20 protein-coding genes are annotated in these 22337 nt (G+C 64.2%); 14 read left to right on the top strand and 6 right to left on the bottom strand.

Features of this window, described 5'->3' with window-relative positions; genetic code table 11:
- Position 1 precedes the first annotated feature (1 nt).
- Complete coding sequence (locus K940_RS0101455) at positions 2-553, top strand: dTDP-4-dehydrorhamnose 3,5-epimerase family protein (protein ID WP_028476055.1); 552 nt, start codon at positions 2-4, stop codon at positions 551-553.
- 82 nt (positions 554-635) lie between these two features.
- On the opposite strand, the gene K940_RS0101450 is transcribed toward K940_RS0101455, so the two are convergent.
- Together K940_RS0101450 and K940_RS0101445 are read right to left on the bottom strand one after the other, a co-directional pair.
- Positions 636-1670 (bottom strand): alpha/beta hydrolase family protein, encoded by a 1035-nt coding sequence (locus tag K940_RS0101450; RefSeq protein ID WP_081706082.1) that lies wholly within the window; start codon positions 1668-1670, stop codon positions 636-638.
- Between the two features lie 404 nt (positions 1671-2074).
- Positions 2075-3538 carry an MFS transporter gene (locus tag K940_RS0101445; RefSeq protein ID WP_028476053.1) on the bottom strand — a complete coding sequence of 488 codons (1464 nt, stop codon included), beginning with the start codon at positions 3536-3538 and terminating at the stop codon, positions 2075-2077.
- Positions 3539-3624: 86 nt separating this feature from the next.
- Here K940_RS0101445 and K940_RS0101440 point away from each other — a divergent pair, with 86 nt between their 5' ends.
- Positions 3625-4053, top strand: a complete 429-nt coding sequence (locus K940_RS0101440; protein WP_028476052.1) for a MarR family winged helix-turn-helix transcriptional regulator — start codon at positions 3625-3627, stop codon at positions 4051-4053.
- 30 nt (positions 4054-4083) lie between these two features.
- Here K940_RS0101440 and K940_RS0101435 read toward each other — a convergent pair whose 3' ends face one another.
- Together K940_RS0101435 and K940_RS26575 are read right to left on the bottom strand one after the other, a co-directional pair.
- Entirely contained in the window at positions 4084-4959 is an 876-nt protein-coding gene (locus K940_RS0101435; RefSeq protein ID WP_028476051.1) for a helix-turn-helix transcriptional regulator, read from the bottom strand.
- A 203-nt stretch (positions 4960-5162) separates the two neighbouring features.
- On the bottom strand, positions 5163-5639 hold the full coding sequence (locus K940_RS26575; RefSeq protein ID WP_081706081.1) for a DUF4282 domain-containing protein: 477 nt from the start codon (positions 5637-5639) through the stop codon (positions 5163-5165).
- A gap of 195 nt (positions 5640-5834) precedes the next feature.
- Here K940_RS26575 and K940_RS0101425 point away from each other — a divergent pair, with 195 nt between their 5' ends.
- On the top strand, positions 5835-6320 hold the full coding sequence (locus K940_RS0101425; protein ID WP_028476050.1) for a hypothetical protein: 486 nt from the start codon (positions 5835-5837) through the stop codon (positions 6318-6320).
- Positions 6321-6477: 157 nt separating this feature from the next.
- Positions 6478-8664 (top strand): molybdopterin-dependent oxidoreductase, encoded by a 2187-nt coding sequence (locus tag K940_RS0101420; protein ID WP_028476049.1) that lies wholly within the window; start codon positions 6478-6480, stop codon positions 8662-8664.
- A gap of 9 nt (positions 8665-8673) precedes the next feature.
- Here K940_RS0101420 and K940_RS0101415 read toward each other — a convergent pair whose 3' ends face one another.
- Complete coding sequence (locus K940_RS0101415) at positions 8674-9126, bottom strand: GtrA family protein (protein ID WP_081706080.1); 453 nt, start codon at positions 9124-9126, stop codon at positions 8674-8676.
- A 117-nt stretch (positions 9127-9243) separates the two neighbouring features.
- Between K940_RS0101415 and K940_RS0101410 the strand changes: the two genes are divergently transcribed.
- The 8 genes from K940_RS0101410 (at position 9244) to K940_RS32800 (ending at position 19629) form a co-directional block, all read left to right on the top strand.
- The gene (locus tag K940_RS0101410; protein ID WP_028476047.1) at positions 9244-10731 is read left to right on the top strand and encodes an FAD-binding oxidoreductase; all 1488 of its coding nucleotides are present in this window, start codon (positions 9244-9246) and stop codon (positions 10729-10731) included.
- A gap of 16 nt (positions 10732-10747) precedes the next feature.
- Positions 10748-11509: a decaprenylphospho-beta-D-erythro-pentofuranosid-2-ulose 2-reductase gene (locus K940_RS0101405; protein WP_028476046.1), complete on the top strand. Its 762-nt coding sequence runs from the start codon at positions 10748-10750 to the stop codon at positions 11507-11509.
- Between the two features lie 239 nt (positions 11510-11748).
- Positions 11749-13698: an arabinofuranosyltransferase gene (locus tag K940_RS0101400; RefSeq protein ID WP_028476045.1), complete on the top strand. Its 1950-nt coding sequence runs from the start codon at positions 11749-11751 to the stop codon at positions 13696-13698.
- A gap of 122 nt (positions 13699-13820) precedes the next feature.
- Entirely contained in the window at positions 13821-17153 is a 3333-nt protein-coding gene (locus K940_RS26570) for an arabinosyltransferase domain-containing protein (RefSeq protein WP_036527073.1), read from the top strand.
- A gap of 99 nt (positions 17154-17252) precedes the next feature.
- Positions 17253-17552 (top strand): hypothetical protein, encoded by a 300-nt coding sequence (locus K940_RS0101390; protein ID WP_028476044.1) that lies wholly within the window; start codon positions 17253-17255, stop codon positions 17550-17552.
- A complete protein-coding gene (locus K940_RS30615) occupies positions 17549-18757 on the top strand; it encodes a hypothetical protein (RefSeq protein WP_051406773.1) in 1209 nt (402 codons plus the stop codon). The genes K940_RS0101390 and K940_RS30615 overlap by 4 nt, the downstream gene beginning before the upstream one ends.
- Positions 18758-18761: 4 nt before the next feature.
- On the top strand, positions 18762-19307 hold the full coding sequence (locus tag K940_RS0101380) for a hypothetical protein (RefSeq protein ID WP_155980706.1): 546 nt from the start codon (positions 18762-18764) through the stop codon (positions 19305-19307).
- 142 nt (positions 19308-19449) lie between these two features.
- Entirely contained in the window at positions 19450-19629 is a 180-nt protein-coding gene (locus K940_RS32800) for a hypothetical protein (protein WP_028476042.1), read from the top strand.
- 230 nt (positions 19630-19859) lie between these two features.
- On the opposite strand, the gene K940_RS0101370 is transcribed toward K940_RS32800, so the two are convergent.
- Positions 19860-20804: an alpha/beta fold hydrolase gene (locus K940_RS0101370; RefSeq protein ID WP_028476041.1), complete on the bottom strand. Its 945-nt coding sequence runs from the start codon at positions 20802-20804 to the stop codon at positions 19860-19862.
- 190 nt (positions 20805-20994) lie between these two features.
- On the opposite strand from K940_RS0101370, the gene K940_RS0101365 reads away from it, so the two are divergent.
- Together K940_RS0101365 and K940_RS0101360 are read left to right on the top strand one after the other, a co-directional pair.
- The gene (locus K940_RS0101365; RefSeq protein ID WP_028476040.1) at positions 20995-21942 is read left to right on the top strand and encodes a YafY family protein; all 948 of its coding nucleotides are present in this window, start codon (positions 20995-20997) and stop codon (positions 21940-21942) included.
- A 9-nt stretch (positions 21943-21951) separates the two neighbouring features.
- Positions 21952-22137, top strand: coding sequence for a hypothetical protein (locus tag K940_RS0101360; protein WP_028476039.1), 186 nt, complete (start codon positions 21952-21954; stop codon positions 22135-22137).
- Positions 22138-22337: the final 200 nt, after the last annotated feature.

The following is a 22337-nucleotide window of genomic DNA, read 5'->3' as shown; positions in this document are numbered from 1 at the left end:
ACTGCGGGTACGCGAATTGGCTGTTCCCGGCGCCTGGGAGTTCACACCGATACAGTTCGAAGATCGACGCGGCGTATTCGTCGAGTCGTTCAAATCCACCGAATTCGAAAAGGTGGTCGGCCAGCCGTTCGATCTACACCAGATCAACTGCTCGGTTTCAGCCGCAGGCGTGCTGCGAGGGATTCACTACACAGAAGACCCGCCGGGCCAAGCGAAGTACGTGACCTGCGTGCGCGGTGCACTACTGGATGTCGTCGTCGATCTGCGGCCCGGCTCTCCGACCTATGGCCGCTGGGACAGCGTCGTACTCGACGATATCGATCGACGTTCGGTCTATCTTTCTCCTGGGCTCGGGCACGCGATCCTCTCACTCGAAGACGACTCGACCGTGATGTACCTGTGCTCCCTGGAGTATTCGCCGGAGTTCGACCGCGAAATCGATGCCTTCGACAGTGATTTGGCGATCGACTGGCCTACCGTGGGTCGCGATGGACGGCCACTGGAGTTCATTCGCTCCGCCAAGGACGCCGCGGCTCCGCCGTGGAAGGCATGACTCACACATGACACGAAACCGGCCGCCCGTACGGGCGGCCGGTTTCTCGGCAGAGGTGCGGGCGTCCGCAGCGGCTGATTGCTCAGCCGTGCAGAGCGTTCAAGATGTGCGGCCTGGCCTTACCGAGCTGTTCTTCCCAGTACTTCCAGGTGTGTGTTCCCCGGGCGGGGAAGTCGTAGACGGCGGGAATGCCGAGCGAGTTGAGACGACGCTGGAACGAGCGGGTGGTCACCAATGCGATCGCTTCGATACCCATGGCCGTCGACGTGTGGAACGCTCCCACCGCCGAGTTCGGTCGATCGAACTCGCCGGGCAGGCCACTGGCGGCCGAAATGTAGAGCGGCACACCACGCAACTCGGGTGCGAACACATACGGATCCATCCGCAGCCACTGCGGACTCCACGGCGCGGCCATCGAATCGACGTTGTAGCGGCCTGCGGAGAGCATCATGGCCCGCATGGCCTCACGCATACCAGGTGCGCCCCAGTTCAGTGGCCCGGAGAATGCGGAGGCATGTTTGAACTGATCGCGGTGCAGCGCGGCCATCCGTAGTGCGGCCGGGGCGCTCATGGACAACCCGACAGCTGCGTTGTTCGTCCGTGAAACGCCGTAACCCTCCAGGAACCGCGGAAGTTCGTCGGTCAAGAAGGTTTCCCACTTGTAGGTGTATTTCTGACCATTGGTGTTGCTGGCCTTGACCCAATCGGCGTACCAGCTGGACTGACCGCCAACCGGCATGATGAGGTTGACATTGTCGTTGGCGAACATCTCCCCGGCATTGGTCTCGAACGACCACGCATTGCGATCATCGAGCGCCCGTAGCCCGTCGAGCAGGTAAATTGCGGCGCTACCACCATTTTTCGCCCACTGCGCCTGCACCTTCACCGGGCCCATCGAGGAAGGAACCATCAGTTCCTCGAATCCGGCCGCGGGCGCGCGGTGGACCGGGCTGTGAATGGGGGCGGCGGACGTGACTGCGGGGTATGCCGCATTGGCTGCGAGCGGTAATGCGAATGCGGCAGCACCCAGGGCTAGGACACGAGTACGCCAGCCGCGCTGGCTGTTTCGTCGTACCGGTCCCGTTCCTCTCGGCGCAGCCGCCCTGCCGAAACGCATGAATACTGCTCTCTTTCTGCTGCTCGCTCTATCGCGCTGGTGGTTGTGCAGGTGAGCCCACCGCCGTACCGAACCCGACTTCCGGCACGAAACGGAAGCACACCATGCCGATAGTCCGCTCGCTGGACGATATTCGACTGCCGAGGCCTTAGCAAGGTCGAGTCACGACAATAGAAATCTCTCTGCGCGCGTTCTGGTTGTGCTGTGACCTTATCGTGCCCGACTCACAGTGTCCCGCCGAACCCGGCGCTGGTTCCACTCGGCGCGCAGTGGTCTTTGCACGGTAGGCCCCACGTGATCCACCGGATGGCGCGACCGACCGCGGTGCGTGGGGCGCCCGAAAAACGCGGTACGTCCGGCAGCATGCGCTGCCGGACGTACCGCGCAAAGGGGTCGAACGCGACTCAGCTGACGAGTTCGAGATCCTTTTCGACCGAACGCCGCTCCTCGTTGCGACGCCTGGGTAGCAGGGCCAACAGAGCCACGAGCGCGCCGACGATGGCCACACCCGCAGCGAACCGCAGGCCGGGGCGATACGCGTCGAGCATCCCGCCCGCAGAGGTGTCGTCGTGGATACCGGAGGAAATGATCGCGGTGGTCACTGCGAGCACGATGGCCGCGCCGACTTGCGTCGCAGTCTGCAACACGCCGGCAGCCAAACCTTGTTCGTCGTCGTCGATGCCACTGGTCGCCTGGATGTTGATCGCTCCGAAGCCGACCCAGCCGACCCCGATGAGCAGCACGGCCGGCAACAGCATCGTCAGGTAGGACGGGCTGGTGTCCAGTCGGAGAAACAGCAGGTACCCGACGCCCATTGTCGTCAGCGTGGTAGCGATGACCGGTCCGGTACCGAACCGGTCGACCAATCTGTCGGAGAAGAAGGCCGACAGCACGACCAGCAGACCCACCGGCAGCAGCGCCAACGCCAGCTTCAGCGGTGACCACCCCAGGGTGTCCTGCAGGTACAGCGTCACGACGAATTGCCAGCTGAAGTAAGAGCCCGCCAACGCAACGATCGCCAGGCATGCGCGCACCAGCGAGGATTTGCGCAGGATGCTCAGCCGGACCAAGGGGAACGGTGTTCGCTGTTGCACCGCGACGAATGCGCCGAACAGGACCGTGACGGCGAGGAAGGAGCCGATCGTGCGAACCGAGGCCCATCCCTCGTCCGGCGCGGCGACCACGGTGTAGACCAGCAGCAACATGGCCGCGGTGGACAGCACAGCGCCGAGCAGGTCGTGGCCGCCTTCCTCGGTGTGCTCGTCTCGGGGCACGAGCACGATGGCCGCTGCCAGCGCAGCGAGCGCGATCGGCACCGGGAGCAGGAAGGTCCACCGCCAACCGATACTCGTCATCAGGCCGCCGAACAAAAGCCCCGAGGAGTATCCGCCTGCACCGAACACCACATAGATGGATAGTGCCTTGTTCCGTGCCGGACCCTCGGCGAAGTTGGTGGTGATGATGGACAAGCCCGTCGGCGCAGTGAACGCGGCGGCGACACCCTTGAGAAAGCGGGTGAGGATCAACAGCGGCCCGGAGCTGACCATGGCGCCGGCCAACGAGGCCAGCGCGAAGACGGCCAGCGCAATCAGGAAGACCTTGCGCCGCCCGAGCAGATCAGCGGTGCGTCCACCCAGCAGGAGCAGCCCGCCGTATCCGAGCACGTAACCACTGACCAGCCACTGCAACGTGGACGTGGACAGATCGAGCTCCGCCCCGATCGAGGGCAACGCGACGCCGATCATCGACACGTCCAGGCCATCGAGAAACAGGACGACGCACAGGGTGATCAGCATGCCCCACAGGCGGATGGGCCATCTCGTCGAATCGGTGATCCGAGTGGCGGTACTCGGCGCTGGTGATGTCATGCGAATGACAATTACATGCGCTGGCATTAAATGCAACTGCATTAAATGTGTTGGCATGAGAGTTGGGCGGTCGCTAGGATGAGGCCATGCCGAAGCAGTCCGCCGAGTACCCCGCGCAACGCAGCGCTGAACCCGGCAGACTGGTCGGAGAATGGCGCGCCTTGCTCGATCGGCACGCCGTGGTGAGTTCTGCGTTGGAGAAAGCGCTGCAGGAGCAGCACCAGATCGGGCTCAGCGAATTCGAAACACTGGATCGGCTGATGGACGCGGACTGTGACGACTACCGCATGAGCGAACTGGCCGCGGACATCCATCTGAGCCAAAGCGCCTTGTCACGGGCGGTAGCGCGGCTCGAGCGCGACGGTTTGGTGCGGCGAATCATGTGCCCCGAAGACCGCCGCGCCATCACGGTATGCGCCACCGATAGAGGCCGCGAGGTCCACGCCCAGGCCCAGCCGACCCACCGAGCAATCCTCAGCGATACCTGGGAGCTACCGAGTCAGCCGTATTGCTGACTCACACCTCGCGGCCTCGTGCACATCGACTCAGAGCGCTCGACGCGCGTCCTCGATGCCGGCGCGTGCGTCGACGGCGGCCGCTTCGATATTGTCCAACGCTGCGCGGAAGCGCGCGACGTCATTGTCTTTGTCCAGGTAGATCGGACCGGTGAACGACTCCAGGTACACGACCGGGGGTTCGGGCAGCGTGCCGGAGTACACCGTGGGGAACTCCAGCAGCACGAAACGACCCGAACTCATGCCGTCGTGGTAGCCGCAATCGGTGGGCAACAACCGAATACGAACGTTCGGTAGCTGACACATGCGGTGCAGGTGGTCGAGCTGCTCGGCGGCCACCGCCGGGGCTCCGATACACCGCCGCAACGCTGCCTCACTGATTAGCAGGTCCACCTGCAGCGGCACATCGGCCCGCGTGACGCGAGACTGTCTGGCCTGCCCCAGCCGGACGCTGCGCTCCACCTCGGCCTCGGAGAGCTTCGGATTCATCTCGGCGAGCACCACGCGGGCATAGCTCTCGGTCCGTAGGAGATCGGGCACGAGTTCGTTCTCGTAGCCGGACAGCCGGTTGGCCGCCTCCTCCAGTCCGATATAGACGTCGAATCCCTCCGGAATCACATCGCTGTAGGTGGTCCACCACCCCTTGGCCTTGGTGTCGCGCGCCAACGCCGCGAGCGGTTCGAACAGATCCTTCGGCGCACCGTAGATCTTGCACATCGCCTCGACATCGAGAGTGCGCAGCGAAGTCTGACCGGTCTCGATTCGCCAGATCTTCGCCTCCGACCACTCCAGTTTCCGCGCAGCCACCCGCGTCGTCATCTCGGCCCGGTTACGAAGATCACGCAACCACCGGCCGAGCTGCCGCCGCGGCATGGTCGATCCGGTCGTTCCTTGCGGTAAAGCCATGCTTCCCCCTCATTGCCATACCCGGCCGGGCCGACTGCGTCCAGTCGGCGATACGGCCAGCCTGTTTCGGACACCACGATGTATATTTCGGGCGTCCGAACAGCATTGTTCACAGCGAAACCGACGCCGGCAACTACGCACGGCTCAGTGATGCCACTGTCGCCTACATGCCAGATTGCGACGACACGATGGGTTTTCGTTCCCTACCTGCGTGAGTTCCCTCTACGGAAGCGCCAGAATTGTACCGCCCGAACGTCTTCGGAGAGCTGGTTGACCGGTTCGGCAACATCCGACAGCGCTTGAAACAAATCATCTGCCAGCTCGCTGATGTGCTGTACCCGATTCGCCAGCCGCGAGACGTTCACCAGAAACTCGAGCGTCAGACGAACCACCGCGGCAATGCACACACCGAGGGGCACCGCGAGTAGGGCGGCGAGCACGCCGAGCGGGACCGACACACGCCACATCGAAACGGTCGACACGATCGGCGCGACGCAGGCGAATACGAGGCCGAGTATGTAGGCCAACGGCAACAACGTACGCGTGACCGGACGACGGAACTGCACATCCAGCAAGGCGTCCGCCACGGCGGCGATCCACCACGTACGCGTCTGACCGCCCTTCGTATCCGCCGGCCCATCAGAGGTCGAAGCGCCCGCGCCGTTGGATTCATCGCTCATGCCGGGAATCCTCCCTGCTCGCACCATTCGCTTCTACCTGGAAGCCTGCGGACAACGGGTGGTTGTCCCACGAGCACCCGGGGCCGAAAAGTGAGATGTAGGCAACAGTTCGAAGATTGGTACGGCGAATGCGTAACGCTCGCCGAGCCCCCCGGCGATACGACCATGAATGCAGGATCCAAGGATCTTCGGGGAATGGAGAACACAGTGCGCACCACGTTTCCGACTTCCGTCCCGGCGGCCGACATGACCGCCGCCGCGCGGGACTATGCCCAGCGCGGATGGACGGTCGCCGAAACGGCCAACGGTCTCAGCCTGATCACCGATGACGGCGTGTCCGGTATCGAGGTCACCGGCGAACTAGCCGGCGAGGTGCGCCGGTTCCTGCACGCGAACGATCTGTCCGGCCCGGTGATCGAGATACCGGGCGCAGCGCGCCGCGAGATCCACTTGGTCACCGGCACCCGCAAAGCGGCGATGGCGCTGCAGGCCCTGCGCGAGGCAGGCGCCACCGTGTACACCGAGGGCGCGGGCATTCCGCTGCCCCCCACATACCTGTCGGCCGGTTCGGCTGCGTGGGGCATCTCGCCCGCCGAGGCTCGCTGGGTGCCGCCGGTCGTGGCGATTTCGGCAGCCGTACGCTCTGCCGCACATCGCACGAAGCTGACAATCGCCTGCTGACCGCAGCCTCCGTTGGGGTCCGGCCCCGCCGGCCGGGCCGACGAGGGGCGTGGGCGCCCCTCCGGCGTCGCCGGTCCGGACACAGACCGATCACCCCCGATGGTCGGATCACGGCGGGTTGTCTTTTCAGTTCCACCGCCGGACGCCAGAATGGGTTATGGCCCCGATCACACAATCCCGCACTCACCTGCGAACCTGCCCGCTCTGCGAGGCAGTCTGCGGACTTGAGCTCACTCTGGATGCCGACGACCACGTGGTCGCGGTTCGCGGCGATCAGAACGATCCGTTCAGCAATGGTTTCCTGTGCCCCAAAGGGGCCAGCTTCGGACAGCTCGACGAAGACCCGGACCGGGTGACCGAACCGTTGGTCCGTGACCGCGCGACCGACACCTGGCGCAGAGTGTCCTGGGACGATGCCTTCGACTACATCGCGGAGCAGTTTCCGGCTGTCGTCGCCGAATACGGGAAACAATCCGCCGGGGCCTATCTGGGCAATCCGAACGCACACACCGTGGCGGGCATGCTCTACGTGCCGATGTTGCTGCGGGCACTGGGCACGAAGAACATCTTTTCGGCCACCACCGCCGACCAAATGCCCAAGCAGGTGGCCAGTGGGTTGATGTTCGGCGACCCGATGGCCGTGCCCGTTCCCGACCTGGACCGCACCGACTATCTGTTGATGCTCGGAGCGAACCCGCTGGAATCCAATGGCTCGCTGTGCACTGCACCGAATTTCCCGGGCAGGCTGAAGGCGCTGCGGCGCAGAGGCGGCCGATTGGTCGTGGTCGATCCACGAGTGACGCGCACCGCGAAGATCGCCGACGAGCACCTGTTCATCCAGCCAGGTAGCGATGCGTATCTGCTGTTCGGCATCGTGCACACGCTATTCGCCGAGCACCTGCTCGATCTGCGCATCGAGGCGACCGGCCTGGACGAATTGCGTGCGGCCGCAGCGCCCTTCGATCCGCCGACGGTGGCGGCGCGCACCGGAATACCCGCATCGACGATCGAGCGGCTGGCTCGAGAACTGGCCGCCGCGCCGACCGCGGCAGTCTATGCCAGAATCGGCACCTGCACAGCAGAATTCGGCACGATCACGCAATGGCTCGTCGATGCGATCAACGCATTGACCGGCAACCTCGATTCACCTGGTGGGGCCATGTTCGCCACCGCGGCCGCGCTCGGGATCGTGCGTACGAAACCATTCCGCACCGGGCGGTGGACCAGCCGGGTGCGTGCATTGCCGGAGGCCATGGGCGAACTGCCGGTGGCAACATTGGCCGATGAGATCCTCACACCGGGGGAGGGCCGGATTCGTGCGCTGGTGACCGTTGCCGGGAACCCGGTGCTGTCCGCACCCAGCGGCGCCCGCCTGGACACCGCGCTCGCCCAACTCGACTTCATGGTGAGCGTGGACCGCTATGTAAACGAAACGACCAGGCACGCCGATGTGATCCTGCCGCCGCCGCGACCGACGCAGTCACCGCACTACGATTTCGCGCTGCTGCGGTTCGCCGTACGCAACTACGCCCGCTATTCTCGTCCACTCGTGCCGCTGGGGGATCGGCCCTCGGAGGCGGCCGTCGTGGCTCGCCTGGCCGCGGCACTGACCGGCGCCCCGCACAGCGCCGCCGACGGCGCGGACCCGATGGCCGCCGCGGACGAACTCGTCATCATGGGACTACTGCAGAAGATGCAGCTCGCCGATCGGCGTGACGAACTCCTCGGTGAGGACACCACCGAGCAGCGCATCGACCTCATGCTGCGGATCGGACCCTACGGTGACTGGAACGGCGGCACGCTCAATCTGCGCACGCTGCTGGACAATCCGCACGGCATCGACCTCGGCCCCCTACAGCCGCGCCTGCCCGACGTGCTGCTGACCACGAGCGCGCGGGTGGACCTGGCGCCGCAGCAGCTCCTCGACGATGTGTCGCGGTTGCGTAGCCAACTCACCACAGTGGCGCCGGAGATGGTGTTGATCGGGCGACGGCAACTACGGTCCAACAACAGCTGGATGCACAATATCGAGCCGCTGATGGGTGGGTCCAACCGCTGCACCCTGCAGATCAATCCCGCCGATGTGGCGCGGCTGGGACTCGGTGACCGGGCTGTGGTCAAGTCCGCGGCCGGGACGCTGACCGTAGCGCTGGAACCAACCGAGACGATCATGCCCGGAGTCGTGAGTCTCCCGCACGGATGGGGTCATTCCCAGCTGACGCACACGGTGGCCCGTGCCCATGCCGGCGTCAATGCCAATGTGCTGACCGATGATTCGGTGCTCGACGTGCCATCCGGCAACGCGGTGTTCAATGGTGTCCCGATCACGCTGGTCCCGGCATGAGCGCCTGCCTCAGAGCCTGAAGATCACCGTGCGCTGGACGACGAAGTTGATCACCGTTGCCGTGCCCTGGGCAACCACGAAGGCCAGTGGCTGGCGCCACCACGACTCGTCGAAGGTGTGGTACAGCACCTGGTTGATGCCGACCTGCACCGCGAAGGTGACCAGATAGAGCGCGACCACCGCGAGGAAGCGAACTCGGCTGGGTGGGGCCTGGAAGGTCCAGCGGCGGTTGATCAGGTAGGCGGTTGTGGTGCCCGCCACGAAGCCGATCGATTTGGCGACACCGACCGGGAGGCCGACCACGCCGAGCAACAGGCTGTAGAGCCCGTAGTCGACGATCGCCGAGAATCCGCCGGTGAGAGTGAACCGGACGATCTGTGTCTTGAGGCCGACATCGGTGCCGCCGGGCTCGTCGACCAGCGGCAACTCGACCGGCAGCGGCAGGTGCGGTTCGGCTTGCACGCCGACGAGCGTAACCGCGTGGCGGCCCGGACACCGATTCGGTTCCGCACCGACGGTTGTCCCGACCGAATGGGCACAATGACCACAGCCGAATTCGGCGTCATGCCTGTAGCCTCTATGCCGATGTCCACGAAAGCTCCGACCGCCACCACGACAACCGGGAACGACAACCGGACCGGCGTCACGACCGAGGACCCGGCCACGGGGAATGCGTTTGCACTCCCCACCCGCACCCGCACGTTGACCGGGTGGGGTCGCACCGCACCTACCTCTTCCGAAGTGCTCTCGACCAGCGATCCCGAGCTGATCGCCAAGGCTGTTGCCATGGTCGCCGAGGACAACGACAGCAAGCCCGCCCACCTACGTCGCGGCGTGATCGCGCGCGGCCTGGGCCGATCCTATGGTGACCACGCCCAGAACGCGGGCGGCCTGGTCATCGACATGACCGCACTGAACGCCATCCATCGCATCGACCGCGACTCCCGGCTCGTGGACGTGGACGGCGGGGTCAGCCTGGACCAGCTCATGCGGGCCGCGCTGCCGTTCGGTCTCTGGGTCCCCGTGCTGCCCGGTACCCGCCAAGTGACCATCGGAGGCGCCATCGCCTCCGATATCCACGGCAAGAACCATCACAGCGAAGGCAGCTTCGGCAACCATGTGCGCTCGATGGAGTTGCTCACCGCCGACGGGCAGATCATGCACCTGACGCCCAAGCGCAATACCAAGCTGTTCTGGGCGACCGTCGGCGGCAATGGGCTCACCGGCATCATCCTGCGCGCGACCATCGAGATGACGCCGACCGAGACCGCCTATTTTCTCAACGACGGTGTCAAGACCACGACCCTCGATGAGACGATCGCCGCGCACAGCGACGGCAGCGAAGCGAACTACACCTATTCGAGCGCGTGGTTCGACGTGATCAACCCTCCACCGAAGCTCGGCCGGGCCACGATCACCCGCGGAAGGCTGGCGACGGTCGACGAACTTCCCAAACGACTGCAGCGCAAGCCGCTGAAGTTCGACGCTCCGCAGCTGATGACCGTTCCCGATATCTTTCCGAACTGGACGATGAACAAGCTGACGCTGATGTCGGTCGGCGAAGCCTATTACCGGATGGGCGGAACCTATACCGGCAAAGTGCAGAATCTGACGCAGTTCTATCACCCGTTGGACATGATCGCGGAGTGGAACCGCGGCTACGGCTCCAACGGTTTCCTGCAGTATCAGTTCGTGGTGCCGATCGCGGCGGTCGAGGAATTCAAGCGGATCATCATCGATATCCAGGCATCGGGGCATTATTCTGCGCTGAATGTGTTCAAGCTGTTCGGGCCGGGCAATCAGGCTCCGCTGAGCTTCCCGATGCCGGGCTGGAACATCTGCGTCGACTTCCCGATCAAGCCCGGTCTCAATGAACTGGTCAGCGAACTGGATCGGCGAGTGCTCGAGTTCGGCGGGCGACTATATACCGCGAAGGACTCCCGGACCACCGCGGAGACGTTTCACCAGATGTATCCCCGGATCGACGAATGGATCAAAGTCCGCAGAAATGTCGATCCTACAGGCGTTTTCATGTCCGATATGGCGAGAAGGCTGGAACTTCAGTGACAGTAGGTTCTACGAAATGATCAATGCCGTTGGTAACCCGCAGTCGATTCTGCTGCTGGGCGGCACGTCGGAGATCGGCCTGGCAATCTGCGCGGAGTACCTGAAAAAGGCGCCCGCACGCATCATCCTCGCAGCGTTGCCCGACGATCCGTTGCGGTCCGACGCGGTTGCCCAGATGAAGGCCGCAGGCGCACAGCACGTCGATGTCATCGACTTCGACGCTCTCGACCCCGAAGGCCACCCCAAGGTGATCGACGCGGCCTGGGACGCCGGCGACGTGGACGTCGCCATTGTCGCCTTCGGCATGCTCGGCGATGCCGAGCAGCTATGGCGCGATCAGCGCAAAGCGGTGCAGATCGCCGAGATCAACTACACCGCGGCGGTATCGGTCGGTGTGCTGGTCGGGGAAAAGATGAAGGCTCAAGGCTACGGCCGGATCATTGCCATGTCTTCGGTGGCTGGCGAGCGGGTGCGGCGGTCGAACTTCGTCTACGGTTCGACCAAAGCCGGTGTCGACGGCTTCTACCTCGGCCTCGGGGAGGCACTGCGCCCCCACGGCCCGCGGGTACTGGTGATTCGCCCCGGCCAGGTCCGTACCCGAATGTCGGCGCACATTCAGGAAGCCCCGCTCACCGTCGACAAGGAAGACGTTGCGTCGCTGGCTGTTTCGGCCTCCCAGAAGGGCAAAGAGCTGGTCTGGGCGCCGGGCGCGTTCCGCTACGTGATGATGGTGCTGCGGCACATTCCCCGAACAATCTTCCGCAAACTGCCTCTCTGAGACCGGCAGTAGGGATCGAGACCGATGCCCGCGCGATCGTTCTGGTCGCGCGGGCATCTATCGTCTGACGCAGCCGACACCAGTCAACCCGGAGGGCCCATGCGAGCAGCCCACGTGCACCCGCCGCGGCGTGGTCCGATGAGCACCCGACACGGAGCGATCTCGTGAGTACCGCGACCGCGATCGGGGATGTGCCGTCGCGGGCGACCGATCCGGTGCCCGGGCGAGCGCCGCTACTGGTGCGGCAGGTCGTCTCCGGACTCGGGGAGGCCGTGCTCGCGGCCGTTGTCGCCGCTGTCGTGGCAGCCATGGGGCTCGTCGCGTTTTCCACAGTGCAGTGGCCCGCGTTCAACTCCTCGAACGTCACGAAGGCCATGACCACTGTCGGTCAGGTCGCGGCGGCGGTGCTACTGATTGCGGCGACCGCACTGCTGCGGCTACACCGATGGCCCTGGGTGGCGAAACTCTTGTCGTGGACGGGGATTTCGACCTTCGTGACCGTAACGCTCGGTATGCCGCTCGCGGCGACCAAGCTGTATCTGTTCGGCATCTCGGTGGACCAGGAATTTCGTACCGAATTCCTCACCCGACTCACCGACTCCGCCGCGCTGCGCGATATGACCTACGCCGACCTACCGCCGGCCTACCCGGCCGGCTGGTTCTGGATCGGCGGCCGGGTGGCGAATGTGCTCGGTATGGAGGGCTGGGAAGCGTTCAAACCGTATGCGATCGGCTTCCTGGCCGTGGCCGCTGCCGTCGGGCTGGTGCTGTGGTCGAAGCTCATTCGCGCCGACTGGGCGGTCGCGGTCGCCGCGACGAGCACCGCAGTCACCATCGCGTACGCCGCTCCGGAGCCCTACAGTGCGGTCATCTTGCTCCTTCTTCCCCCGACTCTGGTGTTGGCGTGGGGCGCGCTGCATCGGCCATCGGACGGCGCGGCGATACCCGAAAGCGGCAGATATCCCACCGCTGGGGGCTGGGGCGCGGTCGTCGGCACCGGGCTGTTCCTCGGCGCAGCGGCCGCCTTCTACACCCTGTATTGCCTGTTGGCCACATTCGCGATCGGCCTGATGGGTCTGGTGGCGGCCATCCTGGCGGTACGTGATCAGGACTCCGACCGGATGGCACAGGCCCGAGGACGCGTCGGACCCACCAGATGGCGTGCTGCCGTGCCTGCGCTGACAAAGGTCGTGGTGATCGGGGTGATCGCCGGACTGGTCGCGCTGGTCGTCTGGGCGCCGTACCTGGTACGGGCGGCGCGCGACACGACTGCCAGCTCCGGCGGCGCGTTGCATTACCTGCCGGAATCAGGGGCGCGCCTGCCGCTGCCCATGTTCGAACTCTCACTGCTGGGGGCGTTGTGCCTGCTCGGCACCGTGTGGCTGGTGCTGCGCACCGCGTCCTCACGCCGGGCGCAGGCTCTGGCCATCGGCGTGGCGGCAATCTACCTGTGGACACTGCTGTCCATGGCGGCGACCGCGGTGGGCATCACTCTGCTGTCGTTCCGGCTGGAACCGGTCCTTCTGGTTCTGCTCGCCGTCGCGGGTGCGTTCGGTTTCGTGGAGGGCGCGCGGGCGATCCATCGAGCGTTGAACGAGCCCGCTCGGTTCCGGTTGGTGGCGATCGTGGTGGCCGTCGCCGGGGCGCTGGCGTTCACCCAGGACATCCCCCGGATACTCACGCCGGAAATCACCACCGCCTACACCGACACCGACGGCGACGGCTATCGGGCCGACGAGCGTGCACCGTCGTCGGTGTCGTTCTACGACCGAGTAGACGCAGCCCTCACCACCCGAACCGACCGCCCGCGCGGGGACACCGTGGTGCTCACCGCCGACACCAGTTTCCTCGCCATCTACCCCTATCTCGGCTTCCAGGCACTCACCTCGCACTACGCCAACCCGCTGGCCGACTTCGCGGGGCGTGCCGCGGCGATCGAAAGATGGACCGAGACGCAGACGCCACAGGAATTGCTCGACGCACTGGCGAGCATCCCGTGGCGTGCGCCGGACGCGTTCCTGTTCCGACGCAGCGGCGATGCCTACACCCTCCGACTGGCCAAGGATGTCTACCCGAACGACCCGAACGTGTCGCGCTACACCGTGAGCTTCCCGAAGGCGCTGTTCGACGACCCACGGTTCGCCATTTCCGATATCGGTCCGTTCACCCTGGTCACGATCCGCGACTGATCCTTCCGACGGCGCGCAAGCAGGTGCCGAGGTCGCGGTCGCGGACCCCACTGCTCGACCACCGGAGCTATCACCGCCGCGATGAGTGGCCACCGACCATACGGTAGCTAGCATCAACCACCGTGCGACCGGACCGATCTTCTCGAGCGTTCACGCGCTACCGCGCTGTTGCCGTCGTCTGCGGACTGCTCGGATTCACCTTGGCACTACTGACTCCCCTACTGCCCGTGGAACAGGACCGGGCGACCCTGGACTGGCCCCAGCCCGGCGCGACCAGCGTCGCCATGCCCTTGGTTTCCTACGAGCCGCTGCGACTGCGTGCGACGGTGCCGTGTTCGGTGGCGCGCGAGGCCGGCACGGACGTCACCCTGTTGTCCACCGTCCCGATGGCATCTGGGCAGGCCACCAGCGCCGGGCTGGTCGTGTCGGTCGATGATGGGGCGCTCTCGGTGGTGCTTCGGGATATTCCCCTGATATCGACGCCGCTGAGTGCGATCCAATCCTGTACCGCACTCACGATCGAGTCGAGCGCTGCTGCGACGGTCGCGGAAATCCCCGGAGTCTCCGGACCGGACGGTGCACCGCTGCGGTCGGTGGTCGAGCGAGACGTCCGCCCGCAACTGGTGGGCCTGTTCACCGACCTGGACGCCGGCCGGCTCGGCGGCACGCAGGTGCATGCCGATATCGACTCCCGCTTCTCCTCGACGCCGACCCCGCTGAAGCTGACCGCCATGGTCGCCGCCACCGTGTTCACGCTGCTGGCCTTGCTCGCGTTGCACCTGCTCGATACCGGTGACGGCCGCAGGGCACGGAGGTTCCTACCGGCACACTGGTGGCGAGTCACCGCGGCCGACGCAGTCGTGGTGGGCACATTGGCGCTGTGGCATGTCATCGGGGCCAATACCTCCGACGACGGATACATCCTGAACATGGCGCGGGCTTCGGAGCACTCCGGCTATATGGCGAACTACTACCGATGGTTCGCCGTGCCGGAGGCGCCGTTCGGCTGGTCGTATGAAGTGCTGGCCTGGATGACACGGATTTCCGACGCCAGTGTGTGGATGCGCCTGCCCGCCTTGGCCGCCGGGGTCGTGTGCTGGCTGGTGATCAGCCGCGAGGTTCTACCGCGCCTGGGCGCCCGGATACGGCGCAACCCCATAGCGCTGTGGACCGCGGGTTTGGTCTTCCTCGCGTTCTGGCTGCCCTACGACAACGGTCTGCGCCCAGAACCGCTGATCGCGGCCGGCGCCCTGCTGACCTGGTGCTCGATCGAACGCGCCATTGCGACCGGCCGGTTGCTTCCTGCCGCGATCGCGGTGTTGATCGCGGCATTCTCCCTGGCTGCCGGCCCCACCGGTCTGATTTGTGTCGCGGCGCTGATCGCCGGATCGCGGCCTGTGCTGCTGATCGTGCTGCGGCGGGTGCGCGGCGCAGTCCCCGCACGGCTGGGGCCGGACGCCGTGACCACTGGATCGGCATCCGACACCGACTCTCCTGCGGACCGACGCCGGCCATCCCGGGCCAGGACGATGTTCCGGTTCACGGCGCTATTCGCGCCGGGTCTCGCGGCGGGCACGCTGGTATTGGTAGTGATCTTCGCGGACCAGACCTTGGCGACGGTTCTGGAAGCCACTCGCGTACGTGCCATCGTCGGACCGAACGCGCCGTGGTTCGACGAGCGCACCCGGTGGGACGCATTGCTCACGCTCGCGCCCGACGGTTCGCTGGCGCGACGGTTCGGCGTGCTGGTGATGTTGCTGTGTCTGTTGGTCTGCGTCCTGCAGGTGTTGCGCAAGGGACGAATTCCCGGAACTTCGCGCGGCCCGTCGGTGCGGATCCTCGGCATCGTCTTCGCGTCGCTGTTGCTGATGATGTTCACCCCCACCAAGTGGACTCATCACTTCGGTGTGTACGCCGGACTGGCCGGGTCGCTGGCCGCGCTGACGGCAGTCGCCGTGGGCGCCAACGGCATTCGCTCGCCGCGCAATCGCACTCTGTTCGCTGCCGCGGTGCTGTTTCTGCTCGCGGTGACCTTCACCGGACCCAATGGCTGGTGGTATGTGTCCAGCTTCGGTGTTCCTTGGTGGGACAAGGCGCCCCTGATCGCGGGTAAGGGCTTGTCGACGCTGTTCCTCGGGCTGTGCGGCATCGCGTTGCTGGTGGCGATCTGGCAGCACTATCGCGAACCGTACCAACGACAGATCGCTGCTCAGCCACGCCGACTCGATCGCTGGGCTTCGGCGCCGCTGACCATCGCGGCGGCCTTCCTCGTGGTATTCGAAGTCGCCTCGCTGGCCAAGGCCGCAGTCTCGCAGTACCCGGGGTACTCGATCGCCAAGTCCAATCTGCAGTCACTGCGCGGAGATTCGTGCGCACTGGCGAACGAGGTGCTGGTGGAAACCGACACCGCCGATTCGCTGCTGCGTCCCTATACCGGCACACCTGCCGCCGGACTGGCCGCGCAGAACAGCGGATTCACCCCGAACGGGGTGGCCCGCGATCTCACCGCCGATGCCGAAGAAACGGTCACCGGCGGTGCGAACTCGGTGAATGCCGACGCGGAGAACACCACCACACGCACCACCGGAGCGGGCACCGGAGGGGGCACCACCGACCGCGCGGGCGTCAACGGCAGCACGGTGGCGTTGCCCTTCGGCCTGGACCCGGCCACGACTCCCGTGCTCGGCAGCTACCAGGAGAACGAGCAACGACAAGCCCGGCTGACCACGCAGTGGTATCGGCTCGACCTGACCGAGGGCATGCGTGAAGATCCCGCCTACCAGGTGCTCGCGATCACCGCAGCGGGCCGGATTCGGTCCGTCGACGCCGACGGCGTGTTCACCTACGGTCAGCAGCTGTCGGTGGAATACGGCGTGCGCAACGCCGACGGCGACGTGCGCATACTGGGCTCGGTCGATCCACTGGACATCGGGCCGGCGCCCTCCTGGCGCAACCTCCGGGTACCGCTGAGCAGAGTGCCCGCCGAGGTGAACGCGGTGCGACTGGTGGCGATCGACAACGACATCACGCCCGAGCAGTGGCTCGCCGTCACACCGCCACGGTTGCCCCGACTGGCCACACTCGATTCGGTGATCGGCTCACAGGAACCCGTACTGCTCGACTGGCACGTCGGGCTCGCGTTCCCCTGCCAGCGACCCTTCGACCACGTCGACGGGGTCGCCGAGATCCCGCAGTGGCGCATCCTGCCCGATCGAGTCGGTTCCGATGCGTCCAACGCCTGGCAGGACGACATCGGTGGCGGACCGCTCGGCTGGACCGACCTGTTACTGCGGGCACAAACTGTGCCGAGCTACCTCGACCACGACTGGGGTCGGGACTGGGGCTCGCTGGAGAAGTTCACGCCCTACCGTCGCGACGCCCCGCCCGCCACCATCGACGTCACGGTCGAAACACGCAGCGGGCTGGCCAGCGACGACCCGATCCGGATTCGGTGACCGCCATCGACCCTGATGGAACCCGCTCCCTATTGCCCGTAGGTGAACCACGCGTCGGTACTCTGGGCACCTACACCGACAAACGACAAAGGGGGAGCGGTGGGCAATCTCGATCTCGAACCCGAAAGAGCTCGCAGTCTGGCCAGAACTGTACGTGATCACGGTGATTCGATCGCCAAGCTCGATCCGATTGCAGCAGGGCTCACTGCGGCAGCCACCTTGGAACGGTCCGACATCGGTCGGAACGTCGATGCGATTGCAGAAGCGCTGAACAAGGTCATCGGATTCCACTCTCGACGCCTGCGCGAGTTCGCCGACATCACCGAGACTGTGGTCGATCGAATCGTTGCACAAGATCAGGAGAACGCGCAGCGACTCCACGAGGTCGGCCAGCGATGAGCGGCGGCGCCTATGTCGATGCCCTGACGGTTCCAATTGTCCTCGGATGGGATCCACGGCCGGCGGTACAGATCGCGAACAATCTCGCAGACACGGCTCGGAAGCTCGATGCCGAGGCCTACGAGGCAGCCTGGCTGATCGGCGACTCGAACCCCTATTGGAAGGGCGACACCGGGAACAACGCCCGCAATCGAGCCATCAAGGACCGCAACGACGCCCGGCGAACCGCACAAGTCCTCATCGACATTCAGCAGGAGATCGTCATCCAAATCGATGCGCTCGTAGGACACATCGACCTCATCAGGGAGAAGAAGGCCGACGCGGAGGACTCGAAGTTCGACTTCTTCGTACGAGACGATGGCGCAGTCGACTCCAGGATGTCGAATGCGGAAGTGCTGCTGAAGTTCGGACCAGAAGGGTTGATCGAAAAAGAAGGTCGAGAGCTGCTCCTTACAACGGCGATCCGTTCGGCACTGACCGACATCCAGCAGATCGACAAGGAAGGTGCGGAGCAGATCCGTCGCTGGCTCGAAGAGTTGTCACCCGACGTGCAACGCGGGTCCACGCCGATGCCAACCGACCCTGAACTCGCCGAAATTCTGACCAAATACCAGACCGACCCTTCGGAATCGGGTGCCGAACTGTGGCCATCTGGTTTGGTGCTGAAGGGAATTCGCGCTGTTGAGCCGGACTTCCAACCCACGTTTATGACACCGGAAGAGATAGCTCTGCTTTCGAAGCAGCTCGCCTACCCGGACGGAATCAACCGCCTGATGGACTTTTTTGATTTCCGGTCGGCAGCCGAGGAAGCCGCCAACGAGGTATTCCTGATTCCCGGGGACGATCGGGCGATGCACGATGGTCACGGCGATGCCTACCGACACATGTACTGGAATGCCTTGATGACACAGCGTTACGGTGAAGAGTGGACCAGAGACTTCGCGACCGCACATGAGGGAATCGGTGCGAATCCTCCACATCGAGAGGCTATGGACCTCTACAACAACGACATCGGGAGGCAAATCGCGGTCGAACACCCAAATGCCACACCCGCAGAGCTGAAGCGATTGGTACAGGAGAAGATCGACACCGGTCAAGCGATCGTGATCAATCAAGACAAGCAAATCGAATGGAGCAACCGTGTGCCAGTGCGCCAAACGTCGTCTCCGGAGACGGCGGACATACCGCTGACGGCCGAGAGGTGATCGGATGCGTGTGAGTCAGTTCGCCGCTGTCGGAGTTCTCGCGGTTGTCGTTGCTGCTGGATGTAGTTCGAGTCCTAACCTGGGTAATGGCTTGGGTACCAACTGCTCTGGGACCTTCGACCTAGAGGAACGTACCGAAGCACTCGGTTCTTCCGTCGCACTCGAACAGGTGGTTCGGACGAAATCTGCGCAACCCGAACCCGTCTCGCTCGGTGAGCTGACCGCTGCCGCTCAATGGTCCGATGACTGGGATCGTATGGTGGTCGTCTACGAAGGGACGAGAAGGGACCGGCTGAACGCACGGTCAGAGCTGCCGGACTACTGCTGGCTTCATCTTTGGGACTTCAACTGGGACGCACGCGACCATGTGGAGTACTACGTCTTCATCCAAGGCACGACTCCGAAGCAATCGGTGCGCTCCTACTCGGGCAGAAATTTGTTCGGCCTACTAGGCGACGTGGAGGTCCTTCGGCCCGACACCGTACTCGAACCCAAAGCTCCACGTCCGGGCCAACTCGGGTTCTTCCGACCCGCGAGTACAGGCAGCTAGATCACTCACCGGCTGCGAAAATGTCGATTCACGGGTCCCAAGGTCCACTGATGTCGTCTGCCGCGCGGTACGTCGCGTTCGCCGGCGTGATGCTTTTCGTGGCGATATCTCCGGGACCGGATAAGGCGGTCATCACGAGTCGATGGCCGCGGTGACGGGAATCTCGACATTGCTGGCCTTTTGTGGCGCTGATCCCGCAGTTCATCTCGATGGAGTACGGACTTTGGATACGATCGTACTACCTCTGGTGGCAGCAGCTGTCGCCGGCACGTGGTATCTGATTCTGGTCGGTATCGCCTTCTCTTTGCAAAGAGTTCGCTGATTCCCGCGCAAACAAGTCTAAGCTGTCGCGGGTGTTTCGCTGGTCGGAGTTGGAATTGGGTTGCTTTCGGGCGCTGATGGTCTACCGAGGGCTGCTGCACAGCGGGCAGGTCAGAGCGGCCAGACAATGGCGAGCCGTCGCTACCTTCGACGACCAGCTCGCCCTCGCCTACCGATCCGCATTCGCGATGGCGCTCGCCATCGAAGGGCTCAGACTATGGGATACCCATTCTAGGCGGAATCCTGCTGTTCCAGCCATTTCAAAATCGTTTGGTTTGTTTCATCCGGCCTTTCTTGCTGGATCCAGTGACCACAATCCAACTCCACCACTTCCACATTGGGTACGGACTCGGCCAGTGTTGGCGACTTCGCGACCAGATCCCGGTCGCCGTAGATCATGAGTGCCGGCTGGTGGATGATCGGGTCCGCATCCGCCAACAGTTGCCAGTTCCGGTCCAGATTCCGGTACCAGTTGATACTCCCGGTGAACCCCGTCGATTCGAAAGCGGACACGAATACAGCCAGTTCACGGTCACTCATCAACGGCTCACCGAGCGGTGTCTGTGCCCTGGCGAGGTTGATCATCATCATCCCCGGCGCAGGCGCGGTGAGCGGCTCGTTCTTCCGGTACAGGTTACGCAGGAACTGGAAGGTGTTCTCGTTCAACACAGCATCCGCGACACCCGGCTGCCGATTGAAATGGACGAAGTAGAAATCGCCGCCGAGCACTTCCTCCATACCCTCGATCCAGGGCTTTTCTCCACGATCCTGGTACGGCAAACTCAGGTTCACCACCTTGTTGACCCTGTCCGGATGCAACAAAGTCAATCCCCAAACGACGAACGCACCCCAATCATGACCGACGAAAGTAGCATCCTCGTATCCGAAGTGGTCGAGAAGTCCGACGAGATCCCCTGACAAGTGTTCGATGTCGTAGTCGGTCACCTCGGTCGGACGCGACGAGTTACCGTAGCCCCGCTGATTGGGAACGATGACATGGTAGCCGGCATCGGCGAGGGCGGGCACCTGATGACGCCAGGAAAAGGCGTGCTCCGGCCAGCCGTGACAGAGCACAATGGGCTTTCCGGCATTCTTCCGGCCTGCTTCGAAGACTTCGAGTTCCACACCGTTGACCGGGATGATGGTGGGCTCGGGAAAGTCGGTTGGGTCATACATTGCATTTCCTCTCTATCTTTTCCAGGGTGATCAGACGACGTAGGGGGCCGAAGACAGCGTCGGCGCACCCCTGATCGACCAAGGGCCGACTCGGTCGCGGGCAGTGGAACTCGTCGGTGAAGTCATGTCGCTATCTTGACGCGCGAAACCGGTCACCCTATGACCGGTTTTATGTGAAAAAGTTGTGAGGATGAGAACAGACCGACTAGTGGCCATCCTTCTGCTACTGCAACGGCGAGAGCAGGTAACAGCAGCAGAGATCGCCCAAGAGCTCGAGGTCTCCGAGCGCACCGCCCGCCGTGACCTCGATGCCCTGGCCATGGCCGGGGTGCCCTTGTACTCCCTGCAGGGCCGAGGCGGCGGCTGGCGTCTGGTGGGCGGCGCCCGCACCGACTTGTCCGGGTTGACCGCGAGTGAGGCCCGTGCGCTGTTCCTGGTCGCTGGCCCGGCGTCGGCTGCGACGCCGGCCGTGAAGGCAGCCCTGCGCAAACTCGTCCACGCTCTGCCGGAGCCGTTCCGAGTACAGGCAGAGTCGGCAGCGTCGTCGGTGGTCATGGACCCACAACAATGGGGGTCGAATCGGGCCGAGCACCGAGCACCTCGCTTCCTCGATGAGCTCCAAGACGCGGTGATCCGCGGCGTCCAGGTGCGACTCGGCTATGTCGACCGCAAAGGCGCCGAAACCGAAAGAACCGTCCACCCGCTGGGCATCGTCGCCAAAGGTCCGTCGTGGTACCTCGTCTGCAACACCGACGCCGGCCGGCGAACCTTCCGGATCGACCGCGTGTCGTCCTTCGACCCAACCGATGATCCGGTGCACCGCCCCAAGGACTTCGACCTCGCCGAAAGCTGGCGCGAGATCGCCGACGAGGTCGACCGCAAGCGAACACCCCTCGAAATCCAGGCAGTATGCGCACCCCACGGGATAGGACTGCTCCGCATGGCGCTCGGCGCTCGACTCCAAGTGGGACGTTCCACGCCCGACGGCCGCATCGAGGTCGTGATCCGCGGCCGCGACGAGTACGTGCTCGCCGGCGAGCTCGCCTGGCAGGTCGAATGGCTCGAGGTGACCGGCCCTGAGGGTGTGCGAGACCACTTGGCCTCGATCGGAAACGCGCTCGTCGAGCGATACGGCTGAGGCCCGCTCGTGACCGGCGCAGCGGGCTTCATCGTCGCGAACTACGTGCACCATGTGCTGAAGTGGGAGCCGAACACCCGGGTCGTCGGGATCGTCGACATCGATTTCGCCCGAAACACGGCCGATCTGGATCCAGTGATCGACCGCACCGCCTTCGAGCAGGCCGATATCACCGACCTCGAAGGCTACATATGATGACACCGCCGAAACTGATGCGAGCTGATCACTGGAGCTTCATGTGGTACTGGTTCCCGAACTCGACACAGTACGGTCCCTCTGCATCAATTGCTATGGCCGGACGCATCGCTACCATAGCCGAGCGTTATCAATTGCTCATTCCCAGTGAAATTCAGTGCGATTGGATATCGGAAGGGCGAATGGTTCCGAGGGCGAAG

It is taken from the genome of Nocardia sp. CNY236 (genome assembly GCF_000482385.1).
GTDB lineage: Bacteria > Actinomycetota > Actinomycetes > Mycobacteriales > Mycobacteriaceae > Nocardia.
This window is presented reverse-complemented; position numbering and strand designations above follow the sequence as displayed.